The organism is Hymenobacter sp. 15J16-1T3B, from assembly GCF_020711235.1.
Lineage (GTDB): Bacteria > Bacteroidota > Bacteroidia > Cytophagales > Hymenobacteraceae > Solirubrum.
The window spans coordinates 64,062-83,244 of the sequence record NZ_JAJFAV010000011.1; the positions used below are offsets into that span (position 1 = coordinate 64,062).

Sequence of the window (19,183 nt, forward strand, 5' to 3'; positions counted from 1 at the left end):
GCCCTCAAAACTACGCAAGCCGCGCGGTGGCGCGCTGCCGGCCCAACGCCCGCAGGCCGGTGCCGAGCGGGGCTAGCCGGTACAATTCGGTCAGCCCAACCCCAATGGCGGCGGCAAAGAGCAGGGCCACCACTTTTGGGTGCAGCAGGCCGGGCGACCAGGCCCGTAGCGGCAGGTAGCCCAGCACGGCGTCCAGGTTAAGCAAATAGGCCAGGCTCACCAGCACTAGCAGCGCGTAACGGCGGCTCACGCCGGCGTAGGCACCCAGAAACAGCACCGCCGGGTGCCAGTACCGCTCGTGCATCTGGGTGTTGAAAAAGCAGAACACCAGCGGCACCAGCGCGAAGCTGAGCAGCGCCAGGGGCCGGTCGGGGGGCCGGGGCTGGCGCAGCCGGCTGAGCGCGTGCAGCAGCAGGGGCAGCAGCACGGCCGTGGCGGCCACCCCGAACAGCAGCAGGCCCCAGCGCTGGTAGCTCAGCCCGTGCCAAAGGTCGGAGTCGAGGCGGGTGAGCAGGGGGCCGTCGGCCGTCAGTTGCCACCAGTTGAAGGCGTTCATCGACAAAAACGGGTAGTAGCCCACCGCCTGCCGGTTGATGCGCCAAATGTCGGCCAGGTAGCTCCGTTCTCCGCCCACCGCGAAGGGCAGCAGCACCAAGGCCAGCGTACCCGCACCGGCCAGCAGGGCAGCGGCCAGCCGGCGCGGGGCCTGCCACCACCGCGGTGCCCAGAGCAGCAGCAGCGGGGGCAGGAAAATCAGCGCCTGCAGCTTGGCCGCCAGCGCCAGGGCAAAGCAGGCCGCGCTCCAGGCGCCGCGGCCGCGCAGGGCCAGCACCACGGCCGCCAAGCTTAGGCAGGAATAGATGGCGTCGACCTGGCCCCAGACGAGCGAATTGTAGAGGTAGCCGAGGTTGAGCAGCAGCCCGAGCGAACTGAGGAAGCGCCTCCGTCCGCCGCCCGCTAGCGAGGCGGCCAGCAGTGCCCCGGCCACGTCGAAGGGCAGGGTGAGCAGTTTCAGGGAATAGCGCTGCGTCTCGATGGCCGCGCTGCTGCCCGCCAGCTGCCCAAACAGCCAGAGCATGTAGTGGTAGAGCGGGTTGTAGTTGTTGCCGGGCACCGCGTACACGTTGCCCAGGCCGTGGGCCCGGCTGTACTGGGCCCAGCGCACCCACAACCAGAAGTCGTTTTTGAAGCCCGTGGCGGGCAACAAAACCACCAGCAGGGTCAGTAAGAGCGCGTACCAGCCGGCGTACGGGCCCAAAGGCCAGCGGAGCCACCAGGCCGGGCGGGCGGCGGAGCGGGCAGACTCGTTCACGCGGCTTACTTCAGCTCAAATTCGGCGTCCACGGTGCTGCTGACCGGGATGGTGCGCAGGTTGGGCGGCGGGGCCTGATCAGTGCCGCTTTCCTCTAGGCGTTCTTTGTAGTAGTACGCCTGCTGCACCCGAATGCCGGTAAACGGCGTCACTTCGCTTACCGACACGGCCGGGCCCAGCTGCTGCCCGAGCTGTCGGGCCAGCACGCCCGCTTTCTGCCGGGCGTTATCCACCGCTTTGGCCAGCACCTCTTGCTTGCGCGCCTCCAGTTGCGTGCTCTCCAGCCGGGCCACCTTTACGTTGTCGGCCCCGGTCTGCACCAGGCGCGGAATCAGGTCGTTGAGCACCGCCGGTTTGTCGAGCATGAGGCGGTACACCCGCGTCAGTGACACGTTGGAGTTGTAGGTTTTCGAGAGGCCGTAGCCGTAGGCCGAGAGGTTGTCGAGCACCAGCTTGTCGCGCGGCACGCCAAAGCCCTGCACCGCCGCCAGCAAGGCCTGTTCCTGGGCTTTGGCCTTCTCGTTGTCCTTCACGTTATCCGACACGCGGTAGGTAATCAGCAGCTCCACCCGTTCGGGTTCCACCTCGGCCGTGGCGTTGCCGCGCACGGCCACGGTGCGGGGCTTGGGCGGGGCCGGCAGTTGGGCCGCGGCCACCAGGGGAGCCGCCAGCAAGAGGGCGGCCAACAGGCAATGGTACAGGCGCATCATTGAACTCATAAAGGCGAAACGAATACAAAAAAGCCGTCATTTCCCGCCTAAACGCGAAATGACGGCCTTGCTGTATGGCGGGGCTTAGCCCAGGGCCTGCGCCAGGTCCTCGATGAGGTCTTCGGCGTCTTCGATGCCCACCGAGAGGCGAATCAGCGAATCGGAGAGGCCGGCTTTGCGACGCTCCTCGGCCGGGATGCTGGCGTGCGTCATGGTGGCGGGGTGGCCCGAGAGGCTTTCCACGCCGCCCAGGCTTTCGGCCAGCGAGAACAGCTGGAACTTCTCCAGCACGGCCACTGCGTCCTCTACCTTGTCGCCCTTGAGCACGAAAGACATCATGCCGCCGAAGTCGCGCATCTGCTGGCGCGCCACTTGGTGGTTGGGGTGCGACTCAAAGCCGGGCCAGTACACCTTGTCCACGCGCGGGTGCTGGCGCAGGTACTCGGCCACGGCGCGGCCGTTTTCGGAGTGGCGCTGCATGCGGATGTGCAAGGTCTTGAGGCCGCGCAGCACCAGGAAGCAGTCCTGGGGCCCGGGCGTGCCGCCGCAGGCGTTCTGGATGAAGGCGAGGCGCTGGTGCAGCTCGTCGTCCTGCACGATGAGGGCGCCCATCACCACGTCGGAGTGGCCGCCCATGTACTTGGTCAGGGAGTGCATCACCACATCGGCCCCGAGGTCCAGCGGCGTCTGCAGGTAGGGCGTGGCGAAGGTGTTGTCGACCACCAGCAGGGCACCGCCGGCGTGGGCCACTTCGGCAATGGCGCGGATGTCGACCACGTGCAGCAGCGGGTTGGTGGGCGTTTCGGCCCACACCAGCTTGGTGCGCTCAGTCATGGCCGCGCGCACGGCCTCCGCGTCGTGCATGGGCACGAAGGTGAACTTGATGCCATACTTGGCGAAGACCTTGGTGAAGATGCGGTAGGAGCCGCCGTACAGGTCGTTGGTGGCCACCACTTCGTCGCCGGGCTCCAGCAACTTGATGATGCAGTCGATGGCGGCCATGCCCGAGGCGAAGCACAGGCCGTGCTTGCCGTTTTCGAGGGCGGCCAGCGCGTCCTGCAGCTGGGTGCGCGTGGGGTTGTGGGTGCGCGAGTACTCGTAGCCTTTATGGTCGCCCGGCGAGCGTTGCACGTAGGTCGAGGTCTGGTAGATGGGCGTCATGATGGCGCCGGTGGTCGGGTCCGGGTGCACGCCGGCGTGAATGGCTTTGGTGCCGAATTTCATAGCGAGTCGGGAAACGGGGGCTGGGAATGGTAAGCCCGGGAAAGATAAAGGCCCCAAAGGTAGCAAGCCGCTTTTCTTCTGGCGCCCTGCTTGATTGGCCGCGCCGCCTCGGTTGCGGCCCAAGAATCCCCGCCGCCCGGCGTAGCTTCGGCGCCCGATTCTACGTTTGAGGCGAACGAGCGGCCCGGTCGCCCGACCATCCCGCTCGTCGTCCTTTGCCGCCCGCCATGCGCTTTCTCCGCGAATTACTCCAACAAAACGCTTCCACCCTGCTCTCCCTCGTGGTGCTGGCCGGCCTGCCGCTCGTCGGCGACAGTGTGCTGACTTGGGTGCTGCACACCAACAGCCACTGGCTGCAGCACCCCGGGGCCGTGCACATGCTGGTGTACTTTGCGGTGGTGGCCGTGGCCATGGCGCTGTCGCTCACTCACACCACGCTCGTCACGCTCATCACCGGCTTCTACTTCGGTTGGCCGGGTTTCGGCGGCCTCGTGCTCAGCTACATCCTGGCGGCCATGGTCGGCTACCTCATTGCCTCCTCCCTCGACCACGGCAAAATGCTCAGCTTTCTGCACCGCTTCCCCAAGGCCGAAGCAGTAATGGAAGAGCTACGCAAGCAAAGCTGGCAACTGGTGCTGCTCACGCGCATCTCCCCGGTGCTGCCCTTCGCCATGATTACCTTTATTCTGGCTGTGGTAAAGGTGCCGCGGCAGCAGTTTCTGGCCGCCTCGGTGCTAGGCATGCTCCCGCGGACGCTGTTTTTCTACTGGCTGGGCACCAAAGCCAACGACGTGTTTGCCCTACTCAGCGACCCCGACACCGGCACCGCCGGCAAGCTGCTGGTGATTGGACTGCTAGCTGGCTCGGCCCTGGGGCTGTACTGGCTTTTCAACCGGGCGCTGCAGCGGGCCTTGAAAAAAAGCTAAAAAAATTCCGCTTGGCTTTCAGCCGGTTGCCGTTTCAGCCGCGGTATTTCCGCAGAAATGTTAAGCCAGTGTTTGCACAGCCCGAAAAAGAGCTCTTATCTTTGCACCACCAAAACGGAAAAACGGTCACGTAGCTCAACTGGATAGAGCACCTGGCTACGAACCAGGAGGTTTGGGGTTCGACTCCCTACGTGACCACTGAAAACGCCCTCAGCACTGCGCTGAGGGCGTTTTTGCTTTTATCTTATTTGCCTTTATCCTAGCCCTCCTGGTTGCATTAACGCAGTTAGAACCAGCCTTCTTTTTACCAGTAAACAGCACTGCCGCAGCATTTTAGCGGCGTTGCAGGCCGAAGGCGTGAATCATTACCTTGAAGGTGCGCCCTGTAATCGGCGACGGAGCCTCGCTGGAATAGGAGGCACAAGCTGCAGCGGCACGTCGGCAGTTCAGACCGCATTATTCATTGACCAAACGCCCCTTTCGCGTTTCCTGGCGCCACGGCAGCTCCAACATGTTCAGGCGTCTATGTTGTCCTTGTGTTGACGGGTCATCCTTCTGCTGCCTCAGTATTTTTGGCCCCACAACGGGTAACAGCCTTTCTCCGATGCACACTGATTCTACTTCTTCCGCGCAGCTGCGTTCCATTGACTCGGCCGAGCACTACCGCTGGGGTGAGCAGTGCGACGGGTGGCACTTGGTAAATACGCCCGAGTTGAGCGTGATTCAGGAGCGGATGCCGCCGGGCACGGCCGAGCAGTACCATTACCACGAGCGGGCTCAGCAGTTTTTTTACGTGCTGCAGGGCACAGCCACCTTCGACGTGGCAGGCCGGCGCCTGACGGTGACGCCCGGTACCGGCCTGCATGTGCCGCCCGGTGCTGCGCACCGCATTCTGAACCTCGGCGCCGATGACCTGCATTTCACTGTCAGCTCACAGCCGCACGCGCACGGCGACCGGGTCGTGCTGCCCGCGCCGTAGGCTAGTCGCTACAGGCTAGCCAGCCACGCGATGCGGAAAAAGCGACGGTGCACCTCCAGCGCCCGCCGCAACGCCTGGCACACGGTTTCGGCCCCGATCAGGCGCGACAGGTCCTGGTCGTGCTGGTGAAACTGATCGGTCAGCCAGCGGGCAGTGCGCTCGGTGCCCCAAGCGGCCCACAGCAAGTAAGGCAGGTCCCAGCGCCAGGGAACTACGAGGTCGGGCGCTAGCTGCACCACGACGCGGATTTCGGCCACGGACTTACTGGTTTCGACCAAGGCCCGAACGCGGGGAGTTGCCATCATACCTAGCGGAGAGTCGTTGGGGGAAGCATCCTGCCCGGCGCGGGCAATGCGGGTAATACGCAGGCACGGACCTCAGGGCTACGCACTTGTTGTAAAATGCCAGTAAATACGGATTATGCGGAGAAGCGGGCCGCGCCCAGACAACCAATCATAAAACGCTGTATTATAAAATTATAAATACCAATTCACCACCCACACAGCTCCCGAGGGCAGTGGCGGCGGCAAAGCTCGCCGGGCTTGGTTAGCTTTGGAACATTACCCATTGCTTCCCCTGCATGTCCGCCTCCTTCTTTGCCCGGCCGCTACCGCCGCGGCGGCCGTACCTGGGCCGCTGGCTGGCCGTGGCCTGGCTACTGCTGAGCGGGCTGGCGGGATGCACGCCCGCAGCGCCGGTGCCGCGCTACCGCATCGGCTTTTCGCAGTGCACCAACGGCGACGCGTGGCGGCAGGCTATGCTGGCGGGAATGAACAAGGAGCTCAGCTTCTACCCCGAGGTGAGCTTCCGCATCAAGGATGCCCAGTACAGCAGCGCCCGCCAGGAACAGCAGATCAAGGAGCTGCTGCGCGAAGGCATTGACTTGCTCATCGTGTCGGCCAACGAGGCCGAGCCAGTGACGCCCATCGTGGAGGAAGTGTACAACCGCGGCATTCCGGTGGTCATCCTCGACCGGCGCACCACCTCCAAGCTCTACACGGCCTACGTGGGCGGCAACAACGTGGAAGTGGGCCAGCAAGCCGGCCACTACGCGGCCGGGCTGCTGCGCCAGCGCGGGCAGGTACTGGAAGTGCGCGGCGCCCCCGGCTCCTCCCCCGCCGTCGACCGGCACCGGGGCTTTGCGCAGGCGCTGGCGGCGTACCCGGGCCTGCAGCTGGTGGCCGAGGTCAACAGCGACTGGGAGCGGCCGTCGGTGCTGGAGCGCCTGCCGCAGGTGCTGCGCCAGCACCCCGACGTGGATCTGATTTTCGCCCACAACGACCGCGTGGCCCTGGGCGCCTACCAAGTGTGCAAGCAGCTCGGGCTGGAGCGGCGCATCCGCATCATCGGGGTGGACGGGCTGCCGGGCGTGCGCGGCGGCATTCAGTTGGTGCAAGACGGCGTCATCACGGCCACCCTGCTGTACTCGCCGGGCGGCGAAGAGGCCATCCGAACGGCCATGAAGATTTTGCGCCGCCAGCCCTATGCCAAGGAAAACATCCTCAGCACCATGGTCATCGATTCGACCAACGCGCTGACGATGAAGCTGCAAACCGAGCAACTCAGCGCCCAGCAGCGCGACATTCGGCGGCAGCAGGAGCTGCTGCGGGCGCAACGGGCCACCTATTCCAGCCAGCAAAATGTGCTCTACGTGCTGGCGGCAGCCCTGCTCGGGGCGGCGCTGCTCGGAGCAGTGGCCTGGCGGGCTTTCCGCGTGAACCGGCGCATCAACCGGCAGCTGGAGGGGCAGAACCAGGAAATCCTGGCCCAGCGCAACCAGATCATGGACATGGCCGAGCAAGCCCGCGTGGCCACCGAGGCCAAGCTGCGCTTCTTCACCAACTTCTCCCACGAGCTGCGCACCCCGCTCACGCTCATCCTGGGGCCGGTGGAAGAGCTGCTCACCAGCGGGCAGGACTTCTCGGCCGCCCAGCGCCACGACCTGACCCTGGTGCGCCGCAACACCCACCGCCTGCTGCAGCTGGTCAACCAGCTCATGGATTTCCGCAAAATCGACGTGGGCAAGATGCCGGTGCGGGCCGCGCAGGGCAATCTGGTGGCCTTCGTGCGCGACATCATGGACGTATTTGAGCGCCCGGCCCGGCAGCGCGGCATTGCCCTGCGCTTTTTGCCGGCCGAGCCCAGCATCAGCGTGTGGTTCGACGCCAACATCGTCGACAAAGTGTTTTTCAACCTGCTCAGCAACGCCTTCAAGTTCACGCCCGACCGCGGGCAAATTACGGTGAGCATTCAGCGCGTCCCGGCCGACAAAACGGTGCGGGTGAGCGTGGAAGACACCGGCTGCGGCATTTCGGAGCAGGACCAGGCGCACATGTTCGAGTGGTTTTACCAGGGCCACCAGTCGGCCCGGGGCTCGGGCATGGGCCTGGCGCTGGCCCAGGGCCTGACGCGTCTGCACCAGGGCCAGCTGAGCTTCAGCAGCCAGCCGGGCCAGGGCAGCATTTTCACCGTGACCTTGCCGGAGGAGCTCCCCGAGGCCCTGCGCAGCCGCGGCCCGGCCAGCGCGGCGCCCGCCGCTTTTGCGCTGGACGAGGACGTGAGCCTGCCGCCGCCCCCCATGCTGTCCGACGAGCCCGCGCCGGCTGTCACCAGCAGCGAGTCGCTAGTGCTGGTAATTGAGGACAACCCGGACGTCAGCGCCTTTCTGCAGCAGAAGCTACGGCCGCACTTTCAGGTCAATGCCGCCGCCGACGGCGAAAACGGCCTGCGCCTGGCGGCCGAGGCCATTCCCGACCTCATCGTGTGCGACGTGATGCTGCCCGGCATCAGCGGACTGGAGGTGGTGCGGCAGCTCAAGCAAGACTGGCGCACTTCGCACATTCCGGTGGTGATGCTCACGGCCCGCAACGCGCCCGAGCAGCAGGTAGAAGGCGTGCAGCAGGGCGCCGACCTCTACCTCACCAAGCCCTTCAACCCCACCTTCCTGCTCGAAAGCCTGCGCACCCTGTTGGCCAACCGTGACCGGCAGCGCGAGCATTTCCGCCGCGAGCTGTCGGTGGATACCGCCACGGTGGCCCCGCAGCGGGTGGACCAGAAGTTCCTGGCCGATCTGACGGCCATTGTAGAAGCCAACCTGTCGCGCGCCGAGCTGTCGGTGGAAGACGTGGCGCGCAGCCTGGGCATTTCGCGGGTGCAGCTCTACCGCAAGGTCAAGGCCGTGCTCGGCACCGGCGTAACGGACTTCATCCAGGGCATCCGCCTGACCAAGGCCCGGCAGCTCTTGCTCGACGAGGAGCTGACCATTGCCGAAGTGGCGTATCAGCTGGGCTTCTCTTCGCCCTCCTACTTCTCCACCAGCTTCAAGGCACGCTACCAAGTGTCGCCCTCGGAGTTCCGGGCCCTGCACACCACGGCGGGCTAAGGCATTCAGCCGCCGGCCCTCCCTGGCCCGCCGGGCCGGCGGCGCAGGTGAAACCAGACAGCCCAGCAGGGCGCAGAGCAGCAGCAGCGCCAGCCGGACCACCCGCTGGGGCCGGGTCCACCCGTGCCTGGGCCCCAAGCGCGCCCGGTTCGATTGTACAAGCCAAGCCGCGAACAAGCCGCCGGGGACGACAGCCCCGAGCCACCGCAGCGCGAAGATTTTCGGCAGGCCCGGGGCCTGCCTCATCCGCGCCATGGTCTCCTTGGAGCCCAGAAAAACACGGCCGCCCGGCAGCCGGTGCGCACGCCGCTGAGCAAGGGCTGCAGTAGCAAAAAGGGTGTGGCCGCAGGAGCCGGCACTGAATCATGACGGGTAGTAGCCGAGCGAGCCGCTCCATTGCGGCAACCCGCTTGCCGGTCACCTGGCCCGCTGGAGCTGATGGCCCGAGCCGGGGCAGCGCTGCCGGGGCTGAGGCGGGTAACATTTCTGCAAATCGGGTATCAAAATTAAAACTAAGGCTTTAAAATCCGTACCAACACTCATATCCAAACAACTGATTTACTGGTCGTTAATAATAATTTTCATTCTGAATCAAAAGTACAAGACTTTGAACGATTAGAGGAAGCTGCTGCAAACGTTTGCGCCGCAATTTTGACTTGAAGCCCGGCGACAATTGCTGCTCGCCACCGGGGCCCACGGCCGGTACCGCGGGCCGGCTTCAGCGGCAAGCGGCAGCCGGTAACTGCTGGTTTGCCGCCCGCAACCTCCCCTCCTGTTCTCACCAGCCATTCCCATGAAACACCCTGTACCCCACCTGCGCCGGGCCGTGGCCGCGACGCTACTCACGGCCCTGCCGCTGACCGCCGCGCTGGCCGGCGGCCCCACCCCCACCGGTGCCGAGCCAACCGGCGACATGCTGGCCGATATCAAAGTCAGCGGCCGCGTAACCGACGACAAGGGCCAGGGCCTGCCCGGCGTGACCGTGGTGGTGAAGGGCACTACCAACGGCACCCAGACCGACGCTGACGGCCGCTTTGCCCTGACCGTAGCCGACAACGCGACGCTGCTGCTCTCCTTTGTGGGCTACGCCCCGCAGGAGGTACCAGTGAGCGGCCGCGCCGAGCTGAACGTGCAGCTGACGCCCGACACCAAGGCCCTCGACGAGGTGGTGGTAACCGGCTACCAGGTGCAGAAAAAAGCCGACCTGACCGGGGCTGTGGCCGTGGTGAAGGTGGACGAAGTGAAAGACTTGCCCTCGGGCAACGTGATGCGCAACCTGCAGGGCCGGGTGCCGGGCGTGAGCATCAACACCGACGGGGCGCCCGACGGCTCGGTGTCGGTGCGCATCCGCGGGCTGGGCACGCTGGGCAACAACGACCCGCTGTACGTCGTCGACGGCATCCCGACCAAGGACGGCATCAACCAGCTCAACCAGAACGACATCGAGTCGATTCAGGTGCTCAAGGACGCCTCGGCGGCCAGCATCTACGGCTCGCGGGCCGGCAACGGCGTCATTATCATCACCACCAAGAAGGCCAAGAAAGGCTACAACCGGGTCGAGTTCAGCACCTTCGCCACGGTGCAGCAGCCGCGGCGCATCACCTCCATGCTCAACACCCAGGAGTACGGGCGGGTGTACTGGCAGGCGGCCGTCAACTCGGGCAACTCCGCGCCAACCTCGCCGCTCTACACTTACCGGCAGCACCTGGAAAACGGGCAGCCGGTGCTCGACGAGGTGGCGACGCCGGAGTTTATCGACGCGGATAAAACCCAGCGGGCGGCCGACACCGACTGGTTCCGGGAAATTCAGCAGACTTCGCTGATTCAGAGCTACAACCTGAGCCTGGCCAACGGCGGGGAGCGGGGCAACGCGCTGTTCTCGCTGAACTACTACGACAACGACGGGGTGGTGAAGTACTCGAACTACAAGCGCATGACGGCGCGGCTGAACTCGGACTACTCCTTCTTCGACAGCAAACTAAAAATCGGGGAGAACCTGCTGCTCTCCCGCAACCGCCAGCGCTTCGGGGCCGACCGCGACGCCATCAACTACGCCACGGTGCTCCCGACCATCGTGCCGGTGCACACGGCGGACGGCGTGGGCTGGGGCGGGCCGGTCAACGGCATTTCGGACCGGCAGAACCCGGTGCGCCTGCTCGAAGACAACAAGCAGAACTTCGGGGTGACCAGCCGGGCCTTCGGCAACGTGTTTGCCGACTTGGAAGTCCTAAAGGGCCTGCACCTGCGCTCCTCCTTCGGCATCGACTACAGCCTGTTCGACCAGAAAAGCCTGCAGAAGAAGTACAAGTCGGGCTACCTGTCGGACAACGTGAACCGGTTGCTGGTGGTGAACCGCAACTTCGGCAACTGGGTGTGGCAGAACACTTTGAACTACCACCTCGGCGCGGGCAAAAACCAAGCAGACCTGCTGCTCGGGGCCGAGCGCATCAGCTACAACTTCAACGAGGTGGTGGCCACCCGCTCGGGCTTTGCCAGCGAGGACATCAACTACGTAGTGCTCGACGCGGGCGCGGGGCAGCAGGGCAACACCGGCTTCTCCTCGGCCTACCGGCTGGCCTCGTACTTCGCGAAGGTCAACTACGCCTTCGACGAGCGGTACCTGGCCTCGGTGACGGTGCGCCGCGACGGCAGCTCGCGCTTCGGCAAGGAAAACCAGTTTGGCTGGTTTCCGGCCGCGTCGGTGGGCTGGCGCCTGAGCGAGGAGGGCTTCCTGAAAAACAGCGCGGCGCTGATTTCGGACCTGAAGCTGCGCGCCGGCTGGGGCCAGACCGGCAACCAGGACATTGCCAACGACGCGGCCTACTCGCTCTACCGCCCGCTCTACGGCGCGGACCCGACCTGGGACCCGGACCCGGGCACGGCCTACGACATTGCCGGAATCAAAACGGGGGCGCTGCCCTCGGGCTACCGCCGCTTTCAACAGGGCAACGACCAACTGCGGTGGGAAACCACCACCCAAACCAACCTGGGCGCGGACATCGGCCTGCTGCAAAACAAGCTCACCGGCTCGGTGGACTACTTCGTGAAGAACACCAAGGACATCTTGGTGCTGCCGCCCTACATGGCGGCGGTGGGCGAGGGCGGGGCGCGCTGGGTCAACGGCGCTTCCATCGAAAACAAGGGCTGGGAAGTGCTGCTGAGCTACCAGGACGAAGTGCAGGGCTCGGATTTCGCCTACAACGTGACGGCCAACGTGAGCCGCTACCGCAACGAGGTGACCAAGCTGCCGCGCGAGGTGATTAACGCCTACGGCGGCAACGGGCAGGACGTGACCATCATCGGGCAGGCCTTCGGCTCGCGCTACGGCTACGTGGCCGACGGGCTATTTCAGAGCCAGGGCGAGGTGGACGCGCACGCCACCCAGACCGGGGCCGCGCCCGGCCGCATCCGCTACCAGGACTTGAACGGGGACGGCAAAATCGACAACCTGGACCAGACCTGGATTACCAACAACACCCCGGACTTCACCTACGGCCTGACCCTGGGCGGCTCGTGGAAGGGCTTCGACCTGCAGCTGTTCTGGCAGGGCGTACAGGGCCTGAAGGTGTTCAACGACACCAAGTTCCGCACCGACTTCACCTTCGCCAACCAGGAAAACTGGGGCACCCGCGTGCTCGACGCCTGGACGCCCACCAACACTTCCTCGACCATTCCGGCGGTGTCCTTGCTGAACCAGAACAACGAGTGGCGGGCCTCCACCTACTTCGTGGAAAACGGCTCCTACCTGAAGCTGCGCAACGCCCAGCTCGGCTACAGCTTCCCGAAGCCGCTGACCGAAAAGCTGCGCCTGCAGCAGCTGCGCCTCTACGTACAGGGCACCAACCTCGTCACCTTCAAGGACCGCAAGGGCGCCAACGCCTACACCAGCCCCGACCCGGAAGTGCAGCTGCTGGGCTTCCCCATTGCGCCGGCCTTTTCGACGGGCCTGAACGTGACGTTCTAGCACGACCAGACCAGAACGCCCAGTCAAGAACGGCCACCCTAGCACGTCATGCTGAGCGAAGTCGAAGCATCTCTACCGCTTCGCCAGATAGTGAAATTACTCTTTGGAGTCAGCCCGCGAGATGTCTCGATTTCGCTCGACATGACGACCCAAACCGAGCCAGACGAAGCGGTAGAGATGCTTCGACAAGCTCAGCATGACGGCCTGATAGGCGCTGACGGCCTGCTGGCGTCACCCCCCACTTCCCTACTCCCAACCAGCTTCCCACGATGAAATCCATACACGTACTCACCCTGGCCGCGGCCCTGCTGGCCCTTGGCACCGCCGGCTGCAGCGACAAAGACTTTCTGGACGTGCCGCCGCGCGGCTCGCTCAGCGACGACCAGCTCAACACGCCCGAAAACGCCGATAAGCAGGTAATTGCCGCCTACTCGGCCCTGGCCAACGACGGCTTCACGGTGCCGTACACCTCGCTGTGGCCCTACGGCAACCTGCGCTCCGGCGACGCCTACAAGGGCGGCGGCGGCATCGGCGACATCGAAGGTTTTCACTTCTACGAGACCTTCACCTACAACCGCACCGACGTGGGCAACACCGACGAGGTGTGGTTCCGCCTCTACGTGGGCATCGGGCGGGCCAACGACGCGCTGCGCCGCCTCAACGCGGTGACCGACGCGCAGATGCCCACCCGGCAGGTGCGCATCGCCGAGGCGCGCTTCCTGCGCGGGCACTTCTACTTCATTCTCAAGGAGCTGTTCGACCGCGTGCCCTACATCGACGAGACGGTGCCGGTGGACCAGTACGACCAAGTGTCGAACGTGGCACTGACCAGCCAGCAGCTCTGGGACAAGATTGCCGACGACTTTCAGGCCGGCGCGACGAGCCTGCCGGCCACGCAGCCCGAGGTGGGCCGGGCCAGCCAAGTGGCGGCCAAGGCCTACCTGGCCAAGGTCCGGCTGTTTCAGGCCTACGTGCAGAACGAGCAGCACCAGGTGACGAGCATCGACCAGGGCAAGCTGCAGGAGGTGCTGCGGCTCACCACCGAGGTCATAGCCTCGGGCAAGCACAGCCTGTACCCCGACTTCGGCAACAACTTCATGTCGGCCTTCGATAACGGCGCGGAATCGGTGTTTGCCATCCAGTTTTCGAAGGACGACGGCACCCCGCGCGGGCGCATCAACCAGGGCAGCAAGCTGAACTACCCGATGAACGCGGAATTCGGCTGCTGCAGCTTCCACCAGCCCAGCCAGAACCTGGTCAACGCCTTCAAGACCGACGCGCAGGGCCTGCCGCAGTTTGCGACCTTCAACACCGGCAGCCTCACGGACTCGGCCGATTTTCAGACTCACGGCGTGGACCCGCGCCTGGACCACACCGTGGCCATTCCGACGCACCCCTGGAAGTACGACCCCACGTTCGTGTTTCGGCGCAGCTGGGTGCGCGTGCCCGATGTGTACGGGCAGTTTATGTCGCAAAAGGAGCTGGTGGGGCCCGGTGACCCGGCCTTTCAGAAGCTGCCGCCCTTCATGAGCAGCACCAAGAACTGGGCCGTCATCCGCTACGCCGACGTGCTGCTGATGCAGGCCGAGGCGCTCATCGAGCTGAACCGCCCGGCCGAGGCCCTGCCCCTCATCAATCAGGTCCGGCAACGCGCCCAGCGCAGCACCGCCCTGCTCAAGCAGCGCAACGGGCAGCCCACCTCCAACTACCGCATCGGCCTCTACCCGGGCGCCGGCTGGAGCCAGGGCTACGCCCGCGAAGCCCTGCGCTGGGAGCGGCGCCTGGAGTTTGCCATGGAAGGCTCGCGCTTCTTCGACCTGGTGCGCTGGGGCATTGCCGCCGACTACCTCAACGACTACTTCCAGGTGGAAAAAACCCGCCGCAGCTACCTGCAGAACGCCCGCTTCACCCGCGGCCGCGACGAGTACCTGCCCATTCCGCTCAATCAAATCAACTTCAGCAAGGGGCTCTACCAACAGAACCCGGGCTGGTAGCAGTGCATGAGTGACTTGGTGAATGGGTGAAGCAGCAAGCCGAATCACTCATTCACCATCTCACCATTTGAAATAGCCGTGCCGGGCGCGCCGGGCTGTGGGAAGGGCGCAAGCCAGCTGCCGACGGCCGCCCCTGGGGATAGGGGCAGCCCGCTGAGTGAACGGGCTGCAACCGGCGGCCGCGGCGGCCCCGGCGGCGCCTGGCACGGCACTTTTCTCTACCGCTAATTACCTCGTATACAGCCTACAACCACCCACCTGGAAGCTACCCTGCTCCCCGCCGGGCACTTCTACAACCTCTTCCGTCGTGAAAAACAGCGTTTTCTTCTGGTCCTTGGTGGTTGCACTCGGGGGCTTTTTGTTCGGCTTCGATACGGCCGTTATTTCCGGGGCCGAAAAGGCCATTCAGCAGCTTTGGCAGCTCGATTCGGTGGCCCACGGCTTCACCATTGCCGTGGCGCTGATCGGCACGGTGTTCGGGGCCATTTTCGGCGGCATTCCCTCCGACCGGCTGGGGCGGCGGCAGACGCTGGTCTGGATTGCGGTGCTCTACCTCGTGTCGGCCCTGGGCGCGGCGCTGACCGCCAACTGGTACGCCTTCCTGCTGTTCCGCTTCCTGGGCGGGCTGGGCGTGGGCGCTTCGTCGGTCACGGCGCCGCTCTACATTTCGGAAGTGGCCCCGGCCGCCAAGCGCGGGCAAATGGTGGCCATGTTCCAGTTCAACATCGTGTTCGGCATTCTGGCCGCCTACCTGTCGAACTACCTGCTCACCGGCCTGGGCGACAACGACTGGCGCTGGATGCTGGGCGTGCAGGCCGCGCCGGCGCTGGCGTTTTTGGGCTTGCTGTTTCTGGTGCCCGAAAGCCCGCGCTGGCTGATCGGCCAGGGCCGCGTGGACGAGGGCCGCGCGGTGCTGCGCCGCATCGACCCGGCCACGGCCGAGCAGCTGACCACCGACATCCTGACCACCAACGCCGCCGACCGGGCCGAGGGCGGCAGCTCCCTGCTGGCCCGGCAGTACCGCACGCCGGTGATGCTGGCCGTGCTCTTTGCGCTGTTCAACCAGGTATCGGGCATCAACGCCATCATCTACTACGCCCCGCGCATCTTCGAAATGACCGGCCTGGGCAAAAGCTCGGCCCTGCTTTCCTCGGCCGGGCTGGGACTGGTGAACTTCATCTTCACCCTGCTGGCCCGCCAGGTTATCGACCGGTTTGGGCGCCGCAAGCTCATGCTCATCGGCTCGTTCGGCCTCATTGCCACGCTCGGCCTGGTGGCCTGGGCCTTTTACTCCGAAAACTTCACCGCCTTCGGGGGCATGCTGGTGCCGGGGCTGCTGTTCGTCTACATTGCCTTTTTCGCCTTCTCGCAGGGCGCCGTCATTTGGGTGTTTATTTCCGAAATCTTCCCCAACACGGTGCGCGCCCAGGGGCAGGCCCTGGGCTCGAGCACGCACTGGGTCATGGCCGCCCTCATTGCCTTTGCCTTCCCGCCCCTGGCCGAGTGGCTCGGCGGCGGCAACACCTTCGCCTTTTTCTGCGCCATGATGGTGCTGCAGCTGCTCTTCGTGTGGCGCCTGATGCCCGAAACCAAGGGCACCTCGCTGGAACAGCTGGACAAGACGCTGGTCCTGCACTAGCTCAGGCTGTACACAATCCGCCGTCATGTCGAGCTTGCCGAGACATCCCGTCGGATAGTAATTTCTTGTCGAGGTTACTGTCAAGAGTCAGCACGCGGGATGTTTTTCGCTCGACATGACGCTCTAAACCCACCATCACATGACTACTCCCACCCAAGTTGTCTGCTTCGGCGAAATTCTCTGGGACGTGCTGCCCTCGGGCAAGCAGCCCGGCGGGGCGCCCTTCAACGTGGCCGTGCACCTGCACCAGCTCGGCGTGCCCACCCAGCTCATCAGCCGCGTCGGCGACGACGATTTGGGCGTGGAGCTGCTCGATTTTGTAGCCTCGAAAGGGCTGAGCACCGACTACGTGCAGCGCGGCCGCACCCACCTGACCGGCGTGGTGAAGGCCAACGTGGACGACGCCAACGAGGTGACCTACAAAATCGTGCAGCCCGTGGCCTGGGACTACATTCAGCACGAGCCGGCGCTGGACGCGCTGGTGGAGCAGGCCGACATGCTCGTGTTCGGCAGCCTCTCGGCCCGCAGCCCCGCCACCCGCGAGACGCTGTACCGCCTCATCGAGCACGCCAAGTTCAGCGTGTTCGACGTGAACATGCGCCCGCCGCACTACACCAAGGAGGTGGTGAAATACCTGCTGCAGAAGGCCGATTTGGTGAAGATGAATCACCACGAGCTGGCCGAAATCATGGGCTGGTTTGGGCAGGAATACACCGCCGGCCCCGAGCGGCCCGCCGCCATGCAGTGGCTGGCCGCGCGCTTCGGCCTGCAGGCCGTGTGCGTCACCTGCGGGGCCGACGGGGCCCTGCTCTGGGCGCAGAACCAGCTTTACCAGGCCCCCGGCGTGCGCGTGCAGGTCAAGGACACCATCGGCAGCGGCGACTCGTTTCTGGCCGCGCTGCTGAAGGGCTGGCTGGCCGGGCAGGAGCCCGGCGCGTGCCTGCGCTTCGCCTGCGCCACCGGCGCGCTGGTGGCCACGCATTACGGCGCCACGCCCGCCTTCAGCGAAGCCGAAGTGCGCGAGCTGCTGGCCTCGCAGACGGAGCAGCCCGCCCCGCATTAAAAAAGAACGTCATGTCGAGCCCCGCGAGACATCTCGCTGGCTGATGGCAGATAGTACCCTGCTGATTGAAATTTCTATCCGACGAGATGTTTCGGCTGCGCTCGACATGACGGCCTAATTTGTCCTCCTTTCCGACCTCCCACCGCATGAAACGACTTCTGCTGGCCCTGTCCCTGCTGACGGCCGCCGCTACCAGCCACGCCCAGACCCCGGCCGCCAATATCCCGCCCGCCACCCCGCAATACCGCCCGGCCTACCACTTCTCGCCGGCCCAAATGTGGATGAACGACCCCAACGGCATGGTGTACGTGGACGGCACCTACCACCTATTTTTCCAACACTACCCCGAGGCCATGGTGTGGGGCCCCATGCACTGGGGCCACGCCACCAGCACCGACCTGGTGCACTGGCAGCAGCAGCCCATTGCCCTGTTTCCGGATAAGCTCGGCTGGATTTTCTCCGGCTCGGCCGTGGTGGACAAGGACAACACCGCCGGCTTCGGCAAAAACGCCCTGGTGGCCATCTTCACCCACCACAACGACCCGGAGGAAAAGAGAAAAACCAACAAGCACCAGTACCAGAGCCTGGCGTACAGCACGGATGGCGGCCAGACCTGGACCAAGTACGCCGGCAACCCCGTGCTGCCCAACCCCGGCATTCCGGACTTCCGCGACCCGAAAGTGAGCTGGAACCCGCAGGTGAAAAAGTGGATCATGACCCTGGCCACCAAGGACCGCATCACCTTCTACTCCTCGCCCAACCTGAAGACCTGGGCCAAGGAGAGCGAGTTTGGGGCCAAGCTCGGCGCCCACGGCGGGGTCTGGGAGTGCCCCGACCTGTTTCCGCTGACCGTGGACGGCCAAACCAAGTGGGTATTGTTGGTGAGCATCAACCCCGGCGGGCCCAACGGCGGCTCGGCCACGCAGTACTTCCTCGGGCAGTTCGACGGCCACACGTTCCGGCCCGACCAGGCCGCGCCGCCGGTGCGCTGGGTGGACTACGGCAAGGACAACTACGCCGGCGTGACCTGGAACAACGCCCCCGGCGGCCGGCGCCTCTTTCTGGGCTGGATGAGCAACTGGCAGTACGCCAACCAAGTGCCCACCTCGCCCTGGCGCAACGCCATGACCGTGCCGCGCGAGCTAGCCCTGAAGCGCGTCGGCAAAGAAGTGTATCTGACTTCGCGGCCGGCGCGGGAAGTGGCCCAGCTGATGCAGCCCGGCGCCGTGCACCTGACGGGCCTGCCGGTGAAGACCGAGCTGGACCTGACCACGCGCCTGCCCCAGCCGCTCAGCGACAAAATGCGCATCGAGCTGAGCACTGCCCAGCTCGCCGACTTCGCCCTGGTGCTCGGCAACCAGCGCGGCGAGGAGCTGCTCATCGGCTACGACCAAAAGGCCAACCAGTACTTTGTGGACCGCTCGAAAGCCGGCCCGAGCGGCTTCAGCAAGGACTTTGCGGGCCGCCACCCAGCGCCGCGCCGCACCACTGCCCCCGCGGCCGACCTCACGCTCCTCTTCGACGCGTCTTCCGTGGAGGTGTTTGCCGATGGCGGCCTGACCACCCTGACCGAGCTGTTTTTCCCCTCCGAGCCCTACACCACCCTCAAGCTCCGTTCCTCGGCCGGCCTCGTCATTAGCGAGTTCGACTACGCCAAGCTGGCCCCCGACGCGAACTAGCGCACCAATTCGGTAGAAACAGCGCGCAAAGAAGGCGCCTTGGGGCTAGCCGCCGACGCCCCTGCGCTACATCACCTAAAGCCCCACCGCCGCGCTTCCCGAGCTGGAAGCGCGGCGGTGGGGCTTTGCCAGTTCCAACTACTTCCCGATGAACCGTTTGCACCCCGCGCTGCCGCTGATTGGCCGCGTCGCGGCGGTTCTGTGCTTGGCCGGCTGCCGGAAAGACGCCGTACCACGGCCCCGGGCACAACCGGCGGCGGCAACGCGCTGACCGGCACGCCCCGCGCCGCAAGCACCGACTATTGCTTTTA

General features: G+C 65.0%; 12 protein-coding genes and 1 tRNA gene. 9 read left to right on the forward strand and 4 right to left on the reverse strand.

Going from position 1 to position 19,183, the window contains the following annotated elements; translation table 11 throughout:
- Nucleotides 1–10: 10 nt before the first annotated feature.
- The 3 genes from LJ737_RS17995 to LJ737_RS18005 all read right to left on the reverse strand — a co-directional run bounded on the left by LJ737_RS17995 (nucleotide 11) and on the right by LJ737_RS18005 (nucleotide 3,246).
- The gene (locus LJ737_RS17995) at nucleotides 11–1,213 is read right to left on the reverse strand and encodes a glycosyltransferase 87 family protein (protein ID WP_227768134.1); all 1,203 of its coding nucleotides are present in this window, start codon (nucleotides 1,211–1,213) and stop codon (nucleotides 11–13) included.
- Between the two features lie 104 nt (nucleotides 1,214–1,317).
- Nucleotides 1,318–2,022 carry an SIMPL domain-containing protein gene (locus LJ737_RS18000; RefSeq protein ID WP_227768135.1) on the reverse strand — a complete coding sequence of 235 codons (705 nt, stop codon included), beginning with the start codon at nucleotides 2,020–2,022 and terminating at the stop codon, nucleotides 1,318–1,320.
- An 84-nt stretch (nucleotides 2,023–2,106) separates the two neighbouring features.
- On the reverse strand, nucleotides 2,107–3,246 hold the full coding sequence (locus tag LJ737_RS18005) for a cystathionine gamma-synthase (RefSeq protein ID WP_227768136.1): 1,140 nt from the start codon (nucleotides 3,244–3,246) through the stop codon (nucleotides 2,107–2,109).
- Between the two features lie 227 nt (nucleotides 3,247–3,473).
- On the opposite strand from LJ737_RS18005, the gene LJ737_RS18010 reads away from it, so the two are divergent.
- The 3 genes from LJ737_RS18010 to LJ737_RS18020 all read left to right on the forward strand — a co-directional run bounded on the left by LJ737_RS18010 (nucleotide 3,474) and on the right by LJ737_RS18020 (nucleotide 5,151).
- Entirely contained in the window at nucleotides 3,474–4,172 is a 699-nt protein-coding gene (locus tag LJ737_RS18010) for a TVP38/TMEM64 family protein (protein ID WP_227768137.1), read from the forward strand.
- Nucleotides 4,173–4,296: 124 nt separating this feature from the next.
- Nucleotides 4,297–4,370 (forward strand) — tRNA-Arg (locus LJ737_RS18015).
- Between the two features lie 406 nt (nucleotides 4,371–4,776).
- Nucleotides 4,777–5,151, forward strand: coding sequence for a cupin domain-containing protein (locus LJ737_RS18020; protein ID WP_227768138.1), 375 nt, complete (start codon nucleotides 4,777–4,779; stop codon nucleotides 5,149–5,151).
- Nucleotides 5,152–5,159: 8 nt separating this feature from the next.
- Here LJ737_RS18020 and LJ737_RS18025 read toward each other — a convergent pair whose 3' ends face one another.
- Nucleotides 5,160–5,456: a hypothetical protein gene (locus LJ737_RS18025; protein WP_227768139.1), complete on the reverse strand. Its 297-nt coding sequence runs from the start codon at nucleotides 5,454–5,456 to the stop codon at nucleotides 5,160–5,162.
- 275 nt (nucleotides 5,457–5,731) lie between these two features.
- Between LJ737_RS18025 and LJ737_RS18030 the strand changes: the two genes are divergently transcribed.
- From LJ737_RS18030 to LJ737_RS18055, 6 genes are all read left to right on the forward strand, one after another.
- Nucleotides 5,732–8,533, forward strand: a complete 2,802-nt coding sequence (locus LJ737_RS18030) for a substrate-binding domain-containing protein (protein WP_227768140.1) — start codon at nucleotides 5,732–5,734, stop codon at nucleotides 8,531–8,533.
- A 793-nt stretch (nucleotides 8,534–9,326) separates the two neighbouring features.
- Complete coding sequence (locus tag LJ737_RS18035; protein ID WP_227768141.1) at nucleotides 9,327–12,497, forward strand: SusC/RagA family TonB-linked outer membrane protein; 3,171 nt, start codon at nucleotides 9,327–9,329, stop codon at nucleotides 12,495–12,497.
- A gap of 269 nt (nucleotides 12,498–12,766) precedes the next feature.
- Nucleotides 12,767–14,491, forward strand: coding sequence for a RagB/SusD family nutrient uptake outer membrane protein (locus LJ737_RS18040; protein WP_227768142.1), 1,725 nt, complete (start codon nucleotides 12,767–12,769; stop codon nucleotides 14,489–14,491).
- Nucleotides 14,492–14,798: 307 nt separating this feature from the next.
- On the forward strand, nucleotides 14,799–16,130 hold the full coding sequence (locus LJ737_RS18045; protein WP_227768143.1) for a sugar porter family MFS transporter: 1,332 nt from the start codon (nucleotides 14,799–14,801) through the stop codon (nucleotides 16,128–16,130).
- 139 nt (nucleotides 16,131–16,269) lie between these two features.
- Nucleotides 16,270–17,193, forward strand: a complete 924-nt coding sequence (locus LJ737_RS18050; RefSeq protein ID WP_227768144.1) for a carbohydrate kinase family protein — start codon at nucleotides 16,270–16,272, stop codon at nucleotides 17,191–17,193.
- 146 nt (nucleotides 17,194–17,339) lie between these two features.
- Nucleotides 17,340–18,872: a glycoside hydrolase family 32 protein gene (locus tag LJ737_RS18055; protein WP_227768145.1), complete on the forward strand. Its 1,533-nt coding sequence runs from the start codon at nucleotides 17,340–17,342 to the stop codon at nucleotides 18,870–18,872.
- The last annotated feature ends 311 nt before the right edge of the window (nucleotides 18,873–19,183 follow it).